Source organism: Ignatzschineria sp. LJL83, from assembly GCF_054871845.1.
The window spans coordinates 194,026-210,463 of the sequence record NZ_JBTXLY010000002.1; the positions used below are offsets into that span (position 1 = coordinate 194,026).

14 protein-coding genes and 4 tRNA genes are annotated in these 16,438 nt (G+C 38.9%); 11 read left to right on the plus strand and 7 right to left on the minus strand.

Annotated elements, in window-relative coordinates:
• The first annotated feature begins 70 nt into the window (after positions 1-70).
• Positions 71-1,315, plus strand: a complete 1,245-nt coding sequence (locus ACYSN2_RS02700; RefSeq protein ID WP_461748722.1) for a hypothetical protein — start codon at positions 71-73, stop codon at positions 1,313-1,315.
• Positions 1,316-1,407: 92 nt separating this feature from the next.
• Here the strand turns inward: ACYSN2_RS02700 and nadC are convergent, their stop codons facing one another.
• Entirely contained in the window at positions 1,408-2,262 is an 855-nt protein-coding gene (nadC, locus tag ACYSN2_RS02705; RefSeq protein ID WP_461748723.1) for a carboxylating nicotinate-nucleotide diphosphorylase, read from the minus strand.
• 398 nt (positions 2,263-2,660) lie between these two features.
• Between nadC and nadA the strand changes: the two genes are divergently transcribed.
• Positions 2,661-3,767 (plus strand): quinolinate synthase NadA, encoded by a 1,107-nt coding sequence (gene nadA, locus ACYSN2_RS02710; RefSeq protein ID WP_461748724.1) that lies wholly within the window; start codon positions 2,661-2,663, stop codon positions 3,765-3,767.
• 106 nt (positions 3,768-3,873) lie between these two features.
• Here nadA and ACYSN2_RS02715 read toward each other — a convergent pair whose 3' ends face one another.
• From ACYSN2_RS02715 to ACYSN2_RS02730, 4 genes are all read right to left on the minus strand, one after another.
• The gene (locus tag ACYSN2_RS02715) at positions 3,874-4,461 is read right to left on the minus strand and encodes a class I SAM-dependent methyltransferase (protein ID WP_461748725.1); all 588 of its coding nucleotides are present in this window, start codon (positions 4,459-4,461) and stop codon (positions 3,874-3,876) included.
• A gap of 19 nt (positions 4,462-4,480) precedes the next feature.
• Positions 4,481-5,536, minus strand: coding sequence for an HNH endonuclease (locus tag ACYSN2_RS02720; protein WP_461748726.1), 1,056 nt, complete (start codon positions 5,534-5,536; stop codon positions 4,481-4,483).
• 107 nt (positions 5,537-5,643) lie between these two features.
• The gene (locus ACYSN2_RS02725) at positions 5,644-6,588 is read right to left on the minus strand and encodes an NUDIX hydrolase (protein ID WP_461748727.1); all 945 of its coding nucleotides are present in this window, start codon (positions 6,586-6,588) and stop codon (positions 5,644-5,646) included.
• Positions 6,589-6,772: 184 nt separating this feature from the next.
• A complete protein-coding gene (locus tag ACYSN2_RS02730; protein WP_461748728.1) occupies positions 6,773-7,672 on the minus strand; it encodes a DMT family transporter in 900 nt (299 codons plus the stop codon).
• Positions 7,673-8,106: 434 nt separating this feature from the next.
• On the opposite strand from ACYSN2_RS02730, the gene ACYSN2_RS02735 reads away from it, so the two are divergent.
• On the plus strand, positions 8,107-8,688 hold the full coding sequence (locus tag ACYSN2_RS02735) for a HutD/Ves family protein (RefSeq protein ID WP_461748729.1): 582 nt from the start codon (positions 8,107-8,109) through the stop codon (positions 8,686-8,688).
• 87 nt (positions 8,689-8,775) lie between these two features.
• On the opposite strand, the gene ACYSN2_RS02740 is transcribed toward ACYSN2_RS02735, so the two are convergent.
• The gene (locus ACYSN2_RS02740) at positions 8,776-9,615 is read right to left on the minus strand and encodes a restriction endonuclease (protein WP_461748730.1); all 840 of its coding nucleotides are present in this window, start codon (positions 9,613-9,615) and stop codon (positions 8,776-8,778) included.
• 391 nt (positions 9,616-10,006) lie between these two features.
• Positions 10,007-10,765, minus strand: coding sequence for a sulfite exporter TauE/SafE family protein (locus ACYSN2_RS02745; RefSeq protein ID WP_461748731.1), 759 nt, complete (start codon positions 10,763-10,765; stop codon positions 10,007-10,009).
• A 339-nt stretch (positions 10,766-11,104) separates the two neighbouring features.
• On the opposite strand from ACYSN2_RS02745, the gene ACYSN2_RS02750 reads away from it, so the two are divergent.
• The 8 genes from ACYSN2_RS02750 to ACYSN2_RS02785 all read left to right on the plus strand — a co-directional run bounded on the left by ACYSN2_RS02750 (position 11,105) and on the right by ACYSN2_RS02785 (position 16,322).
• Entirely contained in the window at positions 11,105-12,727 is a 1,623-nt protein-coding gene (locus tag ACYSN2_RS02750) for an aminotransferase-like domain-containing protein (protein WP_461748732.1), read from the plus strand.
• A 426-nt stretch (positions 12,728-13,153) separates the two neighbouring features.
• Positions 13,154-14,497 carry a cytochrome ubiquinol oxidase subunit I gene (locus tag ACYSN2_RS02755; RefSeq protein WP_461748733.1) on the plus strand — a complete coding sequence of 448 codons (1,344 nt, stop codon included), beginning with the start codon at positions 13,154-13,156 and terminating at the stop codon, positions 14,495-14,497.
• 79 nt (positions 14,498-14,576) lie between these two features.
• Positions 14,577-15,581 carry a cytochrome d ubiquinol oxidase subunit II gene (gene cydB, locus ACYSN2_RS02760; protein WP_461748734.1) on the plus strand — a complete coding sequence of 335 codons (1,005 nt, stop codon included), beginning with the start codon at positions 14,577-14,579 and terminating at the stop codon, positions 15,579-15,581.
• Between the two features lie 73 nt (positions 15,582-15,654).
• Entirely contained in the window at positions 15,655-15,780 is a 126-nt protein-coding gene (locus ACYSN2_RS02765) for a DUF2474 domain-containing protein (RefSeq protein ID WP_461748735.1), read from the plus strand.
• 135 nt (positions 15,781-15,915) lie between these two features.
• Positions 15,916-15,992: transfer RNA gene (locus ACYSN2_RS02770), tRNA-Met, on the plus strand.
• A gap of 33 nt (positions 15,993-16,025) precedes the next feature.
• Positions 16,026-16,102, plus strand: a tRNA-Met gene (locus tag ACYSN2_RS02775).
• A 33-nt stretch (positions 16,103-16,135) separates the two neighbouring features.
• A tRNA-Met gene (locus ACYSN2_RS02780) sits at positions 16,136-16,212 on the plus strand.
• A 33-nt stretch (positions 16,213-16,245) separates the two neighbouring features.
• A tRNA-Met gene (locus ACYSN2_RS02785) sits at positions 16,246-16,322 on the plus strand.
• Positions 16,323-16,438: the final 116 nt, after the last annotated feature.

The window sequence follows — 16,438 nt, forward strand, 5'->3', positions numbered from 1 at the left end:
TACTTTGCAGTTTATAAAGAAAGATTTTAAAGATTGTATAGAAGCAACATGCCAGACGATTTTTGATCTCGTGAAGATTAAAAAATCTGATCCTGAATTTATAACGTATAAAGAAAGCTTCGATCGTCATCATGCGCAAATGGACAGAGAAAAAACACCTTTTCATCAAGAAGTTTTACGCCGGAAAACAAGTGATTTTTTAGGGGAAACGTTTCAATTTCATGATGTATATAGTATTAAGTTAATGCCATTACAAGCATTAACATTTACAGGATCGACTTCAGAACGTGATGTTGAATTTGCGAATTTAAAGCTTGCTAAGAGTACAGGCAAAGAGATCGGAGCGTATCGCTTTCGGGAATATAGACCAATCTACGGCAGTGTTGGAAATATTTTTTCCGAAGCTTGGCTCTATCTAGTACCCGCTAAAAAAGAAGATATTGATTTAACATTCATGACAGATTCCTTTTCTTCTATTTTTTATCAAGATGAAACGGTCATATTTGGGAATTACATCATTGGGGAAGGGTTTACTAAGCCTTATCTGTTCTATGCACAGTATGATGAGGCTCGTGAAATCTACATTGTGGGATATGCAAATGGTAATAACAGGCAACTTCTTGATTATTACAACGGCTTTAGATCTATTGCCGAGAATATTGAACTGGAAGAGGAAGTCTCTTTAGAAGATCTCGCGCTGACAAGTGCAGAGTTTAAAAGTAAATATGGGATTCAATATGAAGAATATATAGAAGAAGAAATGAAGATTGATTACCCTTTTAGAGAGAGAATCTTGAAGCTAACGGATCGCCCAGATATTTTCTACGATGAACGTTCAGCTGGAACGAAAGATGGATACATGCTGGCACACTTCTCTTCAGATCCTAGTAGATTACAAAGTGCTTATATTAAAATTAAACGCCATATTGGAAGCTTGGATGTGATTCAAGCTGATTTTTTATCGCAATCTCCGAAAGGAAAATGGATTAAAAATACTTTTATCCATGATGTAAATCCTAAATCTCGCTCAAGCCTCTCTTTTTTTAAAGAACTACAGGATGATCTCTATTTAGAAATTCTTTTTCCAGGAACAGGTCGATTTTCAGAGGTAACTAAAAGTAATTTTCTGAAGATGCTGTTCATTAAACAGTTAGAAGTTGCTGATTTTGGAGAAATTCCTCATATTCCAAACGAAGCTATTCCAAATATTGGAAAATATAGAAGTACATTTAAAACAAAGAGGGAATTTGATGGAGAAACCTATCAATTTGAAGAAGGTAAAACGGATCTGTTTGGAAATCTTTTAGAACAGTAGTTTTTATATTGATTTGTAATCATTTTGAAACTCGCAAAGCAAAAAGCCCATTCGATTGAATGGGCTTTTCGTGTTTTAGAATGGATGATTGGTTAATCAATAAAATCAAACCCAATATCTAAAGATTTAGAACTATGCGTTAACCAACCCATAGCGATGAAATCAACACCGGTTGCGGCAACGGCTTTTACTGTTTCAGGGGATATTCCACCGGAAGCTTCGGTTTGGCATTTTCCTTTGCAAAGTTCTACGGCTTCTTTTAAGGTTTCAGGTGGCATATTATCGAGAAGTACGAGATTAATCCCTTCTGCGAGTGCTAGTTTGAGCTGTTCAATCGTATCGACTTCTACTTCAACCGGAATTAGATGACCGGCGAACTTTTTAGCGCGCTGAATCGCGGTTCCAATATCGCCGGAGATCGCAATATGATTATCTTTAATTAAAATCGCATCATCTAATCCCATGCGATGATTTCTGCCGCCGCCGACTCTTACGGCATATTTTTGCAGAATGCGTAATCCCGGAATTGTTTTGCGTGTGCAAGTAATTTCTGCCGGATAATCGCTGATTTGCGCTTTGATTTTTGCCACTTCTGACGCAATACCACTTAAATGTGTCATGTAGTTTAACGCCGTTCTTTCAGCAGTTAAGAGTGATTGCGCATTGCCGGAAACTTCTGCTAATACCGTTCCCGCAGAAATCGGATCGCCATCTTTCACGAGCGCTTTAAACGTAATTTCTTGGCTGATGCTTGCAAATGCAAGGCGAGCTAAATCCATGCCGGCAATCACGCCTTCTTCACGAGAAACGATCGAGAGCGTTGCTGTTTTATCGACATCGATCAGCGCAATACTAGTGAGATCTCCTCGGCGACCTAAATCCTCACGAAGCGCTTCTTCAACGAAAGGGCGTAAGATAAGATCGGGCAAAGGCATTGTGACGTTCATGAGATTCCTTTTGGGGTTATTTAGGATCAAGATTGGGTTTATATACTCACTATGAGCATATATTTTTACAAAAAGTTTGGCAATACCGATTCGATTGCTAAACCATATTATTGAGCGATATTTCCGGCAACTATTTCATTTTATGATGGTTTATTTTATCGGGATTTTGTTGTTATTTTAGGAAATCGTGAAGAAAGATAAGATTTGATTGTTTTTTGTAAAATTGGCAGATATGCTCTTAATGAGTATAAAGAATTTAGTCATACATTTTAGTCACAAGATTTTAAAAATGATTTGAAGATGATTTAAATGTTATTCAGGCTTTTCTTTGTATTAATTAAACAGCAACGATTTAGTTAAAACGGTGAGTAATCGTGATCATTTCAAGGAGGAAATGAGTGGATATTCAAGCGAAAAATAGGGTTCAGAAAACTAATACGGAAAATGCCGAAAATGCGCAATTAGAAGTGATTACAGCGCATTCCCTTTCCGACATTAAGGCGCTATTAGAGAAAAATGATGCAACCTTAATTGCGCATTATTACACTGATCCTGAAATCCAAGCACTTGCAGAAGCGACAAACGGATGCGTGGCAGATTCTCTTGAAATGGCGCGTTTTGGTAGAGATTGTGATTCACAAACGTTAATCGTTGCCGGCGTGAAGTTCATGGGCGAAACCGCAAAGATCCTAAGCCCTGAAAAACGGGTATTACTGCTCGATTTGGAAGCGACTTGTTCATTGGATATTGGCTGTCCTGTTACGGAGTTTTCTCAGTTTTGTGATCAATATCCTGATCGAAAAGTAGTGGTCTACGCCAATACCAGCGCAGAAGTGAAAGCGCGAGCAGATTGGGTTGTGACTTCGGCAATCGGGATTGATATTGTTCGATACCTTCATGCGAAAGGGGAAAAGATCATTTGGGGGCCTGATCGCCATTTGGGAAATTATATCCAAGAGCAAACCGGTGCAGATATGATCATCTGGCAAGGGCATTGCATTGTGCATGATGAATTTAAAGCCGATAGTTTAACGGTTTTTCGTCAAAAACATCCCAATGCCGAAGTATTAGTCCATCCTGAATCGCCGGAAGCCGTGGTAAAACAAGCAGACTTTGTGGGTTCTACTTCTCAGCTGATTCAGTTTGCGAAAAATTCAGAAGCCGAGCAATTTATTGTGGCAACAGATCGTGGCATTTTCTATAAAATGCAACAAGCAGTTCCGGAGAAAATGCTCCTCATCGCCCCAACTGCCGGCGAAAGTGCCACTTGTAAAAGTTGTGCGCTCTGTCCATGGATGGCCATGAATACGGTGGATAAGCTTATTACTGTTCTTGAAACCGGCAATAATGAAATTGATGTGCCAGATTCTGTACGTGAACTTGCGAAAATCAGCATGAATCGCATGTTAGACTTTTCAGAAAATAGAGCCAAATACTTAGAAGAAACCATGATTCCAATGAGTGAAAATACGCTCACGGCATTTCAGAATATTGGGCCGGCGTAACGCTGATCGAAATATATAGGAATGTATCTAGATATGACGATATTTCAGGATTTTAATAGGTTCTATTGGATACTTTGAATACTACAATATCGTCATTCTATAAAGATTAAGCAATTCTTTTAATAATGATATTCAACCAACTTTCTTCTCTGTCCGGTCTGTTATCTGTTGTGATCCACTGTTTTATTTGTTGAATATTTTTAAATGAAGTGAAAATCTTATCTGCTTGCTGTTCGTTTAAATCTGTAAATGAACGACCATCTTTTATGCGATCTTGATTGCCATATTTAAATGAGAGATAACAAACCCCATTGATTTTTAAAGCTTGAATAATTTTTTGTATGACTTCTTCCAAACGGCTACGTTCACAATGGAGCAAAGAAGCGCATGCCCAAATTCCTTCATATTTTTCGATATCCTCTAAATCATAAAAACTGCGATGCTGAATATCTAAACCGGTTTTTTCTTTTGCTAATGCGACTAAGTTTTCAGAGTAATCAAATGCCTCAATATGAAAACCTAAGTCTTTAAAATAAAGCGAATCCCGACCAGAACCACAGCCAATATCTAGAATTCTTCCAGTGTGTGGAATCTCTTTTAAAAAAGGCTGATAGACATTTGTCATATCTACCTTAAATGTATTTTCAACAAATTCTAAAGCCTGCTCATTGTAGTAATTTTTGGTGTTTGTCATCTTTGATTATCCTGATTGATTAAAAGCTCGTGCCTAGAATCTCTTTTGGTTGCCATGAAGCTTTGCGAATTGTGCATGCGTAATCAAATCGTTTTTGTAGAAAATCTTTGCGTTGATTCGCTGTTTTTCCGGTTCTTCGGATAATATTTTCCTTTAAGGGATGTGCACTTTCTATCAAATATTCATTCCGTTTATATAATGATTGTATAAATTGATAGACCGGCATATTTCCTGCTTTCCCGCCTGATTCCCATCTATTACATGCTTTACAAGCGAGCACTAAATTCCATGCTTCATTTAATTGTAAATCGTAAGTGGAATGATATTGAATCGACATTGGAATAAGATGATCCACATCGCAGGTATTTTCTTGATTGGAAATGATAGAAATAGGGCAATGGCAATAAAAACATTTCCCTTTCTGATAGCCGTTTAGAGGCTTTCGCACAGAAGTTAAATCTGTTCGTAAATGCGAATGCATAAAAGATTGATTGGATACCGGCTTTAAATAAAACAATTTTTCGGTATCGACATCATATTGAATGACAATCTCGTTCTCTTCGCTCCAAGCAGATTCTACAAGGTTCCAACGACCTTCTATCTCCTCGCTTAAATTATCGATATTTTGAGATTCAAAGAGATGAAATAATTCATCGGTTAAGATTAATCCTTGTTGTTTATTTTCTAATCCTTTGTGAAAAAAAGGAGTTGCTTGTATTTTATTGGGTAAACGATGAAAAGCATCTAAGACATATTTAAACCCTTCTGCGCGTACAACATTTAGCATCTGATCTTCTGTAATTTGGCCATTATCGTAGAGCATCATCGAATTAAGAAGCTTGCCACTTCCTGAGCCACTGATTTGACGTTTTCCGCTTTTTACATGCTCTAATAAATAGCTCGCAAATTTCGGAGTTAAATCATCAAGGGATATGAAAGATTGAGCACTGTTTTGGTAGCTCAATAATGCTTGCGCTAACGAGAACTTATAGGTTGCCGTATTTGCACCGAGAAGATAGATAGACCGAAACTGTGTTTCTAACGTATTGTCATTCGAAAGAAATTTATTGCTCATACCAATAATTGCCAAAGAAAAAAATTAGGGCTTTCAGTATACCTATCTAAAATTTTTTGGGGAATGGATATCACATAAAGCTTGTGTCAATGTTTGAAGTTTTGGTTTTACCGTGAAATCGGTAACTTACTGCCGGAAAGAGATCGCTCAAGGAGAATATCTTCCTTGAATTGATAGAGCTTTGCCGGTCTTCCAGGCCCTGAATGATCCATTTTGTCAGTTTCTTCAATGAGTTCTTGTTGCGTAATAAAACGTCTGAAGTTCTGTTTATGAAGGGTAATGCCGGCAAGGGCTTCAATGCTCTGTTGCAGTTGTAGGAGCGTAAAAGTCGGTGGCATAAGCTCGAAAATCACAGGGCGATATTTAATCTTTGCCCGTAATCTCGCCATTGCCGATGCTAAAACACGGCGATGATCATGATTCATCGGTTTTCCGGCATGAAGATGGGCAGGTTTTGAAATATCGTGCGTAGATTCCGGCAAAATTCCCATTTCGTAAAGTAATTCATAGCGCTGTAACACATATTCTTCATTCCACGAAAAAGGCGCAACGCCCCAGCAGAGATTCACTCTCTGTTCTCGGGATTTCTGTTCAGCTGTGGTTTTTCCGGCATTGATCCAATCATGAAAGATCGGCATAAATTCTGTAGTAATAGATTCAGGATAGCCTTTTCGATGATCTTCCCATGGAAAATACTCATACCAATTTTGCCAAGTTGCCGTTAATTCAAGCGGTTTCGTTTCCTCTCGCACTAATCCCAAATAGCTAATATAAATAAGATAGTGACCCGATGCTGTTTGGCGATTGGTATCGACAAACGTGTAGAGCTGTTCCACATAGCCCATTGGCTGATGGGTTTGCGTTTCTACCCATTGACGAACGCCAGCTTGGAGCGAGCGATGAATCGGCGTTAAAGGACCATTAGGAAGCGTTTCGCCGTGATCAACCGTTAAAACTTTCGCTTCAGAATTTGTGACGGCAATGAGCACAGCCACAAGTTCTGTGGTGCCTTCTTCTTGCAATTGAGTGGGAGATTTGTCCATAAAGTCCATAAGGATGAATGATCAGGATTCCTAAATAAAGAGAAAACTTATTATAGGGGAAAGCGCCGTTAATAGATATTCATCAGAAGAAGATTTAACACTCATATTTTCTTGGCGGAATGCTTTCTGAACACTTGTTGAGCTCTCATCAGAATTCAATAAGCATTTTTCTGTCTATGTTAGGGAAATTAGGCTAATGAAAAGTTACTTTTTTGAATTTTTTAAATTGGGAGATAAATAAGCCCGATAAGACAAGGGCAATGCCGAGCCCTGACATCAATGTGATTTTTTCATGAAGAATAAGCACAGAGAAAACAACGGTAACCATCGGCACTAAGTTGATGTAAAGGCTTGCTTTAATCGCACCTAATGCACGAAGCGCTAAATTCCATGTGACAAAGCAGATGGCAGAAGCGCCTAAGCCAAGGAAAATGAGGTTTAAAATCACGGTTTGATTGAGGTAATGGCTGACTTGAAAATCGATATTGGAAAATGGCAACATCGGAAGCATGAAGAGTAAACCGTAGAAAAATGTACGTCTTGTGGTTTGAATCGTGTTGTAACCGAAGGTGCTAATTTTCTTTGAAAAGATCGAATAAAAGGACCAGATAATCGCCGCTAAGAGCGCGAGAAAATCGCCTTTTAGATTAATGGAAAATTCAGATGCATTACTAAAACTCATGAACCCAACGCCGGTAAAGGAGAGAATCATACCGATAAAAAATTGTGGGCGAATCACTTCCTCTTTTAGGAAAAATTTCGCAAGTAATACCGTAAAGAACGGCGAAGTGGAAGCAATTAGCGCCGCATTCGACGCAAATGTATAGATAAGCGCATTATTTTCAAAAAGGTAATAGAGCGTGATACCGCATAAGCCGGCAAGGGCAAAATATTTTTCTTGAGCGAGTGTTGTGCCGGTTAATCGCTTCGGGAAGAGCAATATTAAGAAGCAAAAACCCATTAAAAAACGCGAAAAGAGAATTTCTACCGGCGAGAGATCATGTTGCAGCAATACTTTGGTGGATACGAAAGTCGTTCCCCAGAGTAAAATTGTGGCAATGGCTAAAAGATGACCTCTGAATTCTTGCTGCATGGGATTCTCGCAAAATGGTGATATCAAAATGATGCTCTATTCTAACCGAGCAAAGAACGATTGCAAATAAAGCCTTTATGTTTAGTAAAGTTTTATTGAATCATTCATAAAATAGGCTAAAACCAACGTTAAAATAGAATGTTATGCTATTTTTTATTAATCTTTTGGAAATGAAACATCAGACAAAAGGGATATATCCTTTTGAATTATTTTATGTAAATTTTTTTCAGAAAATAAAAGCTCTCAGATCGTGAGAAAAAGTCGCATATTCTTTGCAAAAAGCTCGAAAAATCAATATCATTGTAGGGGAATTTGCAGATGAAAAGAGGGTTTTTAAGGGTAATCAGACTTTTTAAAACTTCTTTTCAAAACAGAGAACTCTGCAACAGTTTGATAATTTTACTATCTATATAAAAAGTGAGCTTGAGACCATTATGGAAGTTATTAAATATAGCAAATTAAATGAAGAGCCTTGGAAAAATGGATTAGGAACAACCCGTCAAATCGTGATTTGGCCGTTAGATTCTAATCTTTCAAATTTTGAGTGGAGAGTCAGTGCTGCCGCGATTATTTTTCCAGGAACGTTTTCTCATTATCCTGGGGTTTCAAGAAGCTTAAGCGTCCTTTCAGGAAAAAGCGCTGAGTTGAAATTAGGTTCAGAGCAAAAAACATTAGCATATCAAGGTCCTGTTGTGACATTTGACGGCGGCGATAATGCAGAAGTCATTAGCGCAGATGGCCCAGTATTAGATTACAACGTGATGAGCCGTGATAATGCCGTAAGTCATGAGTTATCATGCATTACTTTGAAAAAAGGCGAAGTCTATAACCGTAAAGGCGATTTCACATTAATCACGGTATTCGATGGTTGCCAAGTGATTTTTGAAGGCGATGTCGAAGTATTAGCGGAATATGATTCTGTACTTTTCAAAGAGCGTGATGGCGTAGATATCGTTGTAACCGGTCAAGAGAAAGAAACGACTACGATGCTAGTAACAGAAATCTTCAAGAACTAATATGAAGTCATTCTGAATCAGAATTGAGAAGCCTTGATCTATCATCAAGGCTTTTTTGTTACCGAGTTTTTGTTGAGTTATCTACTATTAAGACGATTTTGGAAAAGGGAGCGCATCCGATTTTGACCTAGCATTTGCCGGCTGAATGTTATGAATCATTTCGCCTAATCGTTTACGGTCGATTAAAATCACATCAAGTTTAATCGCCGCTTCAATAGCTGCTTTTGTAAAACCACTGTTGGTAATGACCATAATCCGATCTAAATCATAGAGATCTTTTGCCGTATAAATCTCTTGAACAGCGCCTAAAGTGACATTTTTCCCCCAGCGCTTACATTGTAAGCCGTAGCGCATCTTATCTTTTTCAGCGTAAACATCTAAGCCTTTATCATTGCTGTAGCTTGATACTCGGATTTTTTTGAAATCATAGTAAGAGAGCAGGTTCGCCACATAATGTTCAAACTCTTCGCCACTCATTTTATCAATATCCGCTAACTGATATTTCTGTGCTTGCCGATCTTTTTGGTAATCGCCTTTCATACTTCTCATGATGGGAGAAGAGATCAGTTTTCTCCCTAAATTCAGAACATAATCGCCGATCGCTTTAAAGGTCGGAATAATGGGCAACAGCGCCATGATGAAAGGATAAATTTGAGGTACAACATTAAAGAGCGATAGATAGAGCGTAAAACTGCCCCAAATCATCGTGATCATAAAAGCTTCAGAGGCTGATAAATAGAGCCATTTGCTAATATTGAAAAAGGGAATGACGAGCAAAATGATGAAATATAAAAAGCCTAATGATGAGAACCAAACATTTTCCGAGTGAATAAGCGACAGCCCCATTAGAGCAAGCGCTGAAATGGTAATCATTGGCGTAATAAAGTAGCCAAAGAAATATTTAGAAATCGTAAATGCGCAATTCATTATTTGTTATTTATCACATTTTTGTATTTATCTGCGCAAAGCTCGTTAAAATCAATCATTCGGAAGATTATAATAGCACTAATTTACAAATGGATGCGGGATTATTACATATTTGGGGGGATAATCCGTTACTTGATCACATGTTTGTAAAGTGCATGGCGTATTTCCTGAAGAGAAAACAGATGGAATACCATTATTAGAGGATAAATATAGTAGTGAAGAATTAGTGCAAAATCGGCAAGGGATTAGTAAGGAATTCGTAAAAGATTGGTAAGGAGTTAGTCAAAGATAGAGATAGATCTCTTAGCTAAAAATCATAGAAGTCATTGATATTAAGGTGGTGTTTAGATGGTATTTCGCTGATATTGAGCGGGTTTTGTTAGTGCGATATTTACAACAACATGATGCCATTGAATCCGGCACGTATTCCTAATACAAGCAAAATTAGTAAGATTAAACGTGTGACAAAGACTTTCGATACTTTCGCTCGAAAGTGAATTCCGATAAATAGAAAGATCAGCGATAGAAGCGTAATAATGACAAGCAGTATAATTTCTGCTTGTGGAAGCGCAAAAATGGCCGATTTTAGAACGCCAAATTGTACGATTTTGCCGGTAAGATAGGCAAGATTGCCGGCTTTGATAATCTCTTTCGTGCTTTTATCCGTTGAAAGTAGGTAAATCATCAAAAGTGGCGCCATCGCATTTGTCGCATTACCAATAATGCCGGCAAGCAGACCAAAGAGAAAGAGCGTGAAATGATTCACCGGCACACGCCAACGAATACCGAGCATGGTGGTAATCACATAAAATAGAATGATCGCAGATAAGAGAAAGTAGAGATAAATCACATCCAAAATCAGCAGTAACTGCACGCCGATATATCCGCCCACAATCGTTGCCACCACTAATAGCCAATATTGCGAGAAGTAATAGCGCATCTCTTGAAGAAATGGCCGATCATTTTGGCTGGCGAAAACAATGAGATTAATCAGTAAAGATGGCAATAGCGCCATAATAATCGCTTGTTCAAAGGAGTAGCTATTGGCTAAAACCGTTGTCGTAATCATGGGAAAGCCAATGCCGGTTAAACCATGAAGAAGAGCTGCAAAGGCAAAGAGAAGTGCGATGAAAATGGTGGAATAGGTCATTGTGGTAAGAATAGAAATGTTAGAAGTATGAAAAGACGTATTAGAAACGGTTTTGGAATCTTTCTGATAATTATTTTATTCATCCAGAAGCTTATGGCTTTTGACATGAAAATAATCCTGAAGCTAATTATGAAACAACCCTTGTCAATTTTGTTGAATCTGGTTGGATCCCGAAGAATCTTTCTAGTTATAGCAAGAAACAGTCGTTTGCGATATTTTTTAGACAAAAATTTAAAACTGTGTTGATATCAAGAGCACACAAATATTCCATAGATGAATGCTATCTGCGAATAATGCCGGCATATTGAGAATATGTGGATATTCGCTTAGGAGATGTAGATGACGCTTTATGAAAAGATCGCTAATCAGATTAATGAGATGATTTATAACGGGATTCTTGAGCCGAATGAAAAGCTTCCTTCTCTGCGAAAAGCGAGCCAAATGTACGGCGTAAGTCCGGCAACGGTACAACAAGCCTATTCTCTATTAGAAGCGCAAGGCGTGATCTATGCGAAAGAGCGTTCAGGGTTCTATATCAATCCAATTTTTAGCACGCATCAAAATGAACTCGATTTCAATGTTTCAAATAATGCAAATGAATCTGAGCATAAACTTGCACATGAACTTAGTTATCAAGATCAATCAGCAACAAAATTTTCACAGCAATCTATGGATTTCGTGGAAGAATTACTAAAAAATATGCCGGCAACAGAACAGCATTATGGCGCATTATCGGAAGCTTCTAGTGCGATTATTGCAAAGCCCATAAAAGAGCAGAATATTGCGGTCAGTGAATTTATCTTTTCGATTTTAGAAACCCATAAAGATCCGAGCAATATTCCTTTTGGCTCGGCATTTCCAAATCCAGAGCTATTTCCCATCGAGCATTTGGGCGATAGCATGATGAAATCTTTTACGGTACTTAAAGGTGGATCTCATGAACTTGTATCCGATCTTGCCGGCGGTTCTGCGGAGTTAGTTCGGCAGATAGAACTTCGGTATCGTTTAAATGGTTTGAAGATTCGTCGAGAAGAGCTAGTTATTACAAATGGTGCCATGGAAGCGCTCAGCCTTTCTCTGCAAGCGGTAACAAATCCCGGGGATTCGGTTGCCATTGAATCGCCTTGTTTTTATGCCGTATTACAAATTTTAGAGCGTTTACAACTCAAAGCCGTTGAGATTCCGGTGCATTTCAGTAAAGGCATGAATGTGGAACATTTAGCAGATTCGCTCGAAAATTTCGATATTAAAGCGATTGTTCTGATGACAAAATATCAAAATCCCACCGGCAGTTCGCTTTCAAAAGCAGATTTAACGGCGATTTATGATCTTGTGGTTACGCATCAAGTACCGATTATTGTTGATGATGTCTATTCGGAAATCTATTTTGAAGCAGAATTGCCGGATTACTTAAAAACCCTCGATCAAGAAGGTTTAGTGCTTCATTGCGATTCTTTCTGTAAATCCCTTGCGCCGGGATTTCGAATCGGTTGGGTTGCCGCAGGGCGATATGCCGCAAAGATTGAGCGCTTAAAATTAATGTCCACGATTTCGCCTTCCATTCCGGCGCAATTAGCCATAAGTCATTACTTAAAACACCGGCATTATGATCGCCATTTAGCGAGATTGCGCGTGGAATTGCAAAAATCCCAAGCGAAAATGCTCACGGCAATTGAAGAATACTTTCCTGAAGATATTCGCGTAAAAAAACCTGCCGGCGGTTACTTTCTCTGGATTGAGCTTCCGCACGGCGTTGATGCGCTAGAGCTGTATCGCCGAGCGTTATTAGCGAAAATAAGCATTGCACCAGGACCCATTTTTTCGGCATCGCAAGCTTTCCGGCACTATATTCGCCTGAATTACGGTATGAAATGGAATGATGAATATCAAAATGCCATGAAGCAACTCGGCGAATTGATAGAAGAATTATGGGAAGAGAGCGATCTATTTCTGCTGAATTAAAAAAGATTCTGTTGTAAAACAGAGGCAGATTCATCGCTGGGTCGAATGCTTGCATACTTCTCAATATCCCGTGCCAGCAATGTTAGAACAATAGCCTATTGTTAAAATTCGAAGTACACAAGATATTTTGATTGCGGGCGCAAGATTATTAAAAGAGTGCACGCTTTCCCTCCCGCCACAAATCAGCTTTGCTTATCTCTCTAGATATATCGTAAATCAGTTTAAGCAAGGTATTTTGACTGCCGGCGCATGATTGCTAAAAGAGCGCAAATTTTCCCTTCTGCCACAAATCAGTTTTCTTATCTACTGTCATATTTCTGTTATCTAAAATCTGTACTAGTTTAATCTCCGTAACTGCTCCTGTTTTTGTATCAAGTGCATTGTTAGAGTATGACGCATCGCTTGTTACCTATTGAGGAGCTTTCCATGTTTGGGATTGAAGCGCTGGATTTGGCGCGTATACAGTTTGCTTTTACGATTTCGTTTCATATTATTTTCCCGGCAATTACGATTGGGTTGGCGTCCTATTTATCTGTGATTCATTTCTTTTGGCTGAAAACAGGAAAAGAGAAATATCGCAATATCTTCTATTTTTGGAGAAATATCTTTGCCGTAAACTTTGGAATGGGCGTTGTTTCCGGCGTTGTCATGGCATTTCAATTTGGGACACATTGGAGCGAATTTTCACGCTTTGCCGGTGGCATTACAGGACCACTTTTAACGTATGAAGTCGTTACGGCATTCTTTTTAGAAGCAGGATTCTTAGGCGTAATGCTCTTTGGCGAGAATCGAGTTGGGAAGAAAACGCACTTCTTCGCAACTTGTATGGTGGCTTTAGGGACGTTTTTATCGATGTTTTGGATTCTGTCATCCAATAGTTGGATGCAAACGCCGGCGGGATATGAAGTGATTGATTCTGTGGTTGTGCCGATAGATTGGTTTGCCGTCGTCTTTAATCCTTCGTTTCTCTACCGTTTGGTGCATATGGGCTTGGCGGTATTTGTCACAACGGCACTCTTTGTTGGATCAGTTGCGGCGTGGCATCTGCGTAAAGGCGACCAAGCGCCGGAGTATCGTAAAATGTTTTCCATGTCCATGTGGTTTTTAGTGATTACGATACCGATGCAGATATTTGCCGGCGATCTTCATGGCTTAAATACCTTAAAGCATCAACCGATGAAAATCGCAGCAATGGAAGGGCATTGGACGAATGACGGAATGGGTGCAACACCGCTTGTTCTCTTTGCAATTCCGGATCAAGATGCGGAAAAAAACCGTTTTGAAATCTCGATTCCTGTATTGGGAAGCTTGATTTTAACTCATAGTTTGACACAGCAAGTGCCGGCATTAGATGAAGTTTCGAAGGCAGATCGCCCGAATGTTCCTGTCGTATTTTGGTCATTCAGAATTATGGTTGCCATTGGCGGATTGATGTTATTAGCGGCAATTATTAGTTTATATCAACGGAAAAAAGGCACGTTTTACAGCAATAAAAGATGGCTTTCCTTCATTATCTGCATGGGACCGATGGGATTAGTGGCGATTTTAGCGGGTTGGTTCGTCACGGAAGTAGGAAGACAGCCTTGGGTTGTGAACGGTTTACTTCGCACCGCAGATGCCGTTTCTCCTCATTCAATATTGCATATGAGCGTGAGTTTGATCAGTTTTGTCATTGTGTATGGTTGCGTTTTTATCACAGGATATCTCTATATGATGCGATTAATGCGAAAGGGCATTGATGTTCAGAATATAAAATCGGTAGAAAAATAGTATTGAAAACATAGAAGAACGGGCAGATAGCGAACAAGAAAATGAGCAAGGCTTGTAATGAATAAGGAAACAGAAAAATATGAATCTTGATTTAACACTTCTTTGGGCAATCATTATTTTGATTGGCATTACGATCTATATCGTGACGGATGGATTTGATTTGGGCGTTGGGATTTTGTTGCCATTCATTCCAAAAGAATCGCTACAAGATGAATTTATCGATACGATTGCACCGGTTTGGGATGGCAATGAAACATGGCTGATTCTCGGTGGAGCGGCATTAATGGGCGCATTTCCCTTAGCGTATGCCATTATTTTAGAGGCATTTACCATTCCCATTGTCATTATGCTATTTGCTTTGATCTTTCGCGGCGTTGCTTTTGAATTTCGTGTTCATTCGCCGGCAAAACATAAAACGATTTGGACACTGGCGTTTATCATCGGTTCATATGGCGCAGCGCTCATGCAAGGAATGATGGCGGGTGCATATTTGGAAGGATTTGTTCTCAAAAACATGAACGGCATCTATTCATTTGCCGGCGATCAGTTTGATTGGGTTTCTCCATTTTCTATCGCAACGGGCATTGGTTTACTCTTCATGTATGCGCTCATTGGGCTATTTTGGGGAAGATTAAAAGGGAAAACGCTATTAGCCAATATTCTCACAAGTTTTGAACGAAAAACGATTGCGGGATTATTAGTGATCTTTACCATTATGGCAGTTGTAATGAGTTTCTCTAACGCTATTCCGCTTTTTGAAAGCAATATTCGATTATTAACGGCATCCGTTTCGATTTTACTGATTTACATCACGCTCTTTAGATTTTGGATAAAACCTATTACGGCAAAAATGGGGTTTTTCCTAACGATTTTTATAATGGTAAGCGGCATGATTGGGTATATCTCACTCTTTCTCCCGTACGTCATCCCGACCAACATCACGCTAGAAATAGCCTCCTCAGACGCTTCTAGTCAGATGTTTGGATTAGTGGGAACGCTCATCATGCTGCCTATCATTATAATTTATCTCACTTGGACCTATTTCGTTTTCAGAGGAAAAGTCATTGCCGGAGAAGGTTACTAGAAATGATATTCAAAGGCTTATATTTTACGAATATCTTCAAAATCACTTTTTAAAGTCAGAGGAAAATCTCAATATGATGAAATCAGGATGGAAGCAATTAGGGTGGTTAATCCTACTTTGGAGTTCAGGCGTCATATCTTTAACGATATTAGCATCGATTATTCGCGTATTTATGACGATGGCAGGTTTGAAAAGCTGATTTTAAGAATCTGTAACTATCTGTTTTAAGCTTAGGAAAATGCATATTTTCGAGCATTCGCTCAATAGATAAGCAAATGGAAATCTAGTGTTGACAGTGAGCGTGTTACACTATAAAATTCTCTGCACTTAGTAAGGACATATAGCTCAGTTGGTTAGAGCACAGCACTCATAATGCTGGGGTCGGTAGTTCGAATCTACCTATGTCCACCATATACAAGCTTAAAATTGCTTTGAAAATTTTACGGACATATAGCTCAGTTGGTTAGAGCACAGCACTCATAATGCTGGGGTCGGTAGTTCGAATCTACCTATGTCCACCATATATAAGTTTAAAATTGCTTTGAAAATTTTACGGACATATAGCTCAGTTGGTTAGAGCACAGCACTCATAATGCTGGGGTCGGTAGTTCGAATCTACCTATGTCCACCATATATAAGCTTGAAATTGCTTTGAAAATTTTACGGACATATAGCTCAGTTGGTTAGAGCACAGCACTCATAATGCTGGGGTCGGTAGTTCGAATCTACCTATGTCCACCATAGAAAACTACTAAACCCTTGCAATGCAAGGGTTTTTGTTGCTTAAAGCTTGCTTATCCCCATTTGTTTTTTACTTCTGAAAACTACGCAAGAATTGAATGAGCTATAGAAAAATA

What these genes read in the sequence shown, in the direction of transcription:
- ACYSN2_RS02745 (WP_461748731.1), bottom strand. Translation starts at nt 10,765, where the DNA reads ATGACCTATTCCACCATTTTCATCGCACTTCTCTTTGCCTTTGCAGCT.
- ACYSN2_RS02755 (WP_461748733.1), top strand. Translation starts at nt 13,154, where the DNA reads ATGTTTGGGATTGAAGCGCTGGATTTGGCGCGTATACAGTTTGCTTTT.
- ACYSN2_RS02735 (WP_461748729.1), top strand. Translation starts at nt 8,107, where the DNA reads ATGGAAGTTATTAAATATAGCAAATTAAATGAAGAGCCTTGGAAAAAT.
- nadC (WP_461748723.1), bottom strand. Translation starts at nt 2,262, where the DNA reads ATGAACGTCACAATGCCTTTGCCCGATCTTATCTTACGCCCTTTCGTT.
- ACYSN2_RS02725 (WP_461748727.1), bottom strand. Translation starts at nt 6,588, where the DNA reads ATGGACTTTATGGACAAATCTCCCACTCAATTGCAAGAAGAAGGCACC.
- cydB (WP_461748734.1), top strand. Translation starts at nt 14,577, where the DNA reads ATGAATCTTGATTTAACACTTCTTTGGGCAATCATTATTTTGATTGGC.
- ACYSN2_RS02715 (WP_461748725.1), bottom strand. Translation starts at nt 4,461, where the DNA reads ATGACAAACACCAAAAATTACTACAATGAGCAGGCTTTAGAATTTGTT.
- ACYSN2_RS02730 (WP_461748728.1), bottom strand. Translation starts at nt 7,672, where the DNA reads ATGCAGCAAGAATTCAGAGGTCATCTTTTAGCCATTGCCACAATTTTA.
- ACYSN2_RS02720 (WP_461748726.1), bottom strand. Translation starts at nt 5,536, where the DNA reads ATGAGCAATAAATTTCTTTCGAATGACAATACGTTAGAAACACAGTTT.
- ACYSN2_RS02765 (WP_461748735.1), top strand. Translation starts at nt 15,655, where the DNA reads ATGATGAAATCAGGATGGAAGCAATTAGGGTGGTTAATCCTACTTTGG.
- ACYSN2_RS02740 (WP_461748730.1), bottom strand. Translation starts at nt 9,615, where the DNA reads ATGAATTGCGCATTTACGATTTCTAAATATTTCTTTGGCTACTTTATT.
- ACYSN2_RS02750 (WP_461748732.1), top strand. Translation starts at nt 11,105, where the DNA reads ATGACGCTTTATGAAAAGATCGCTAATCAGATTAATGAGATGATTTAT.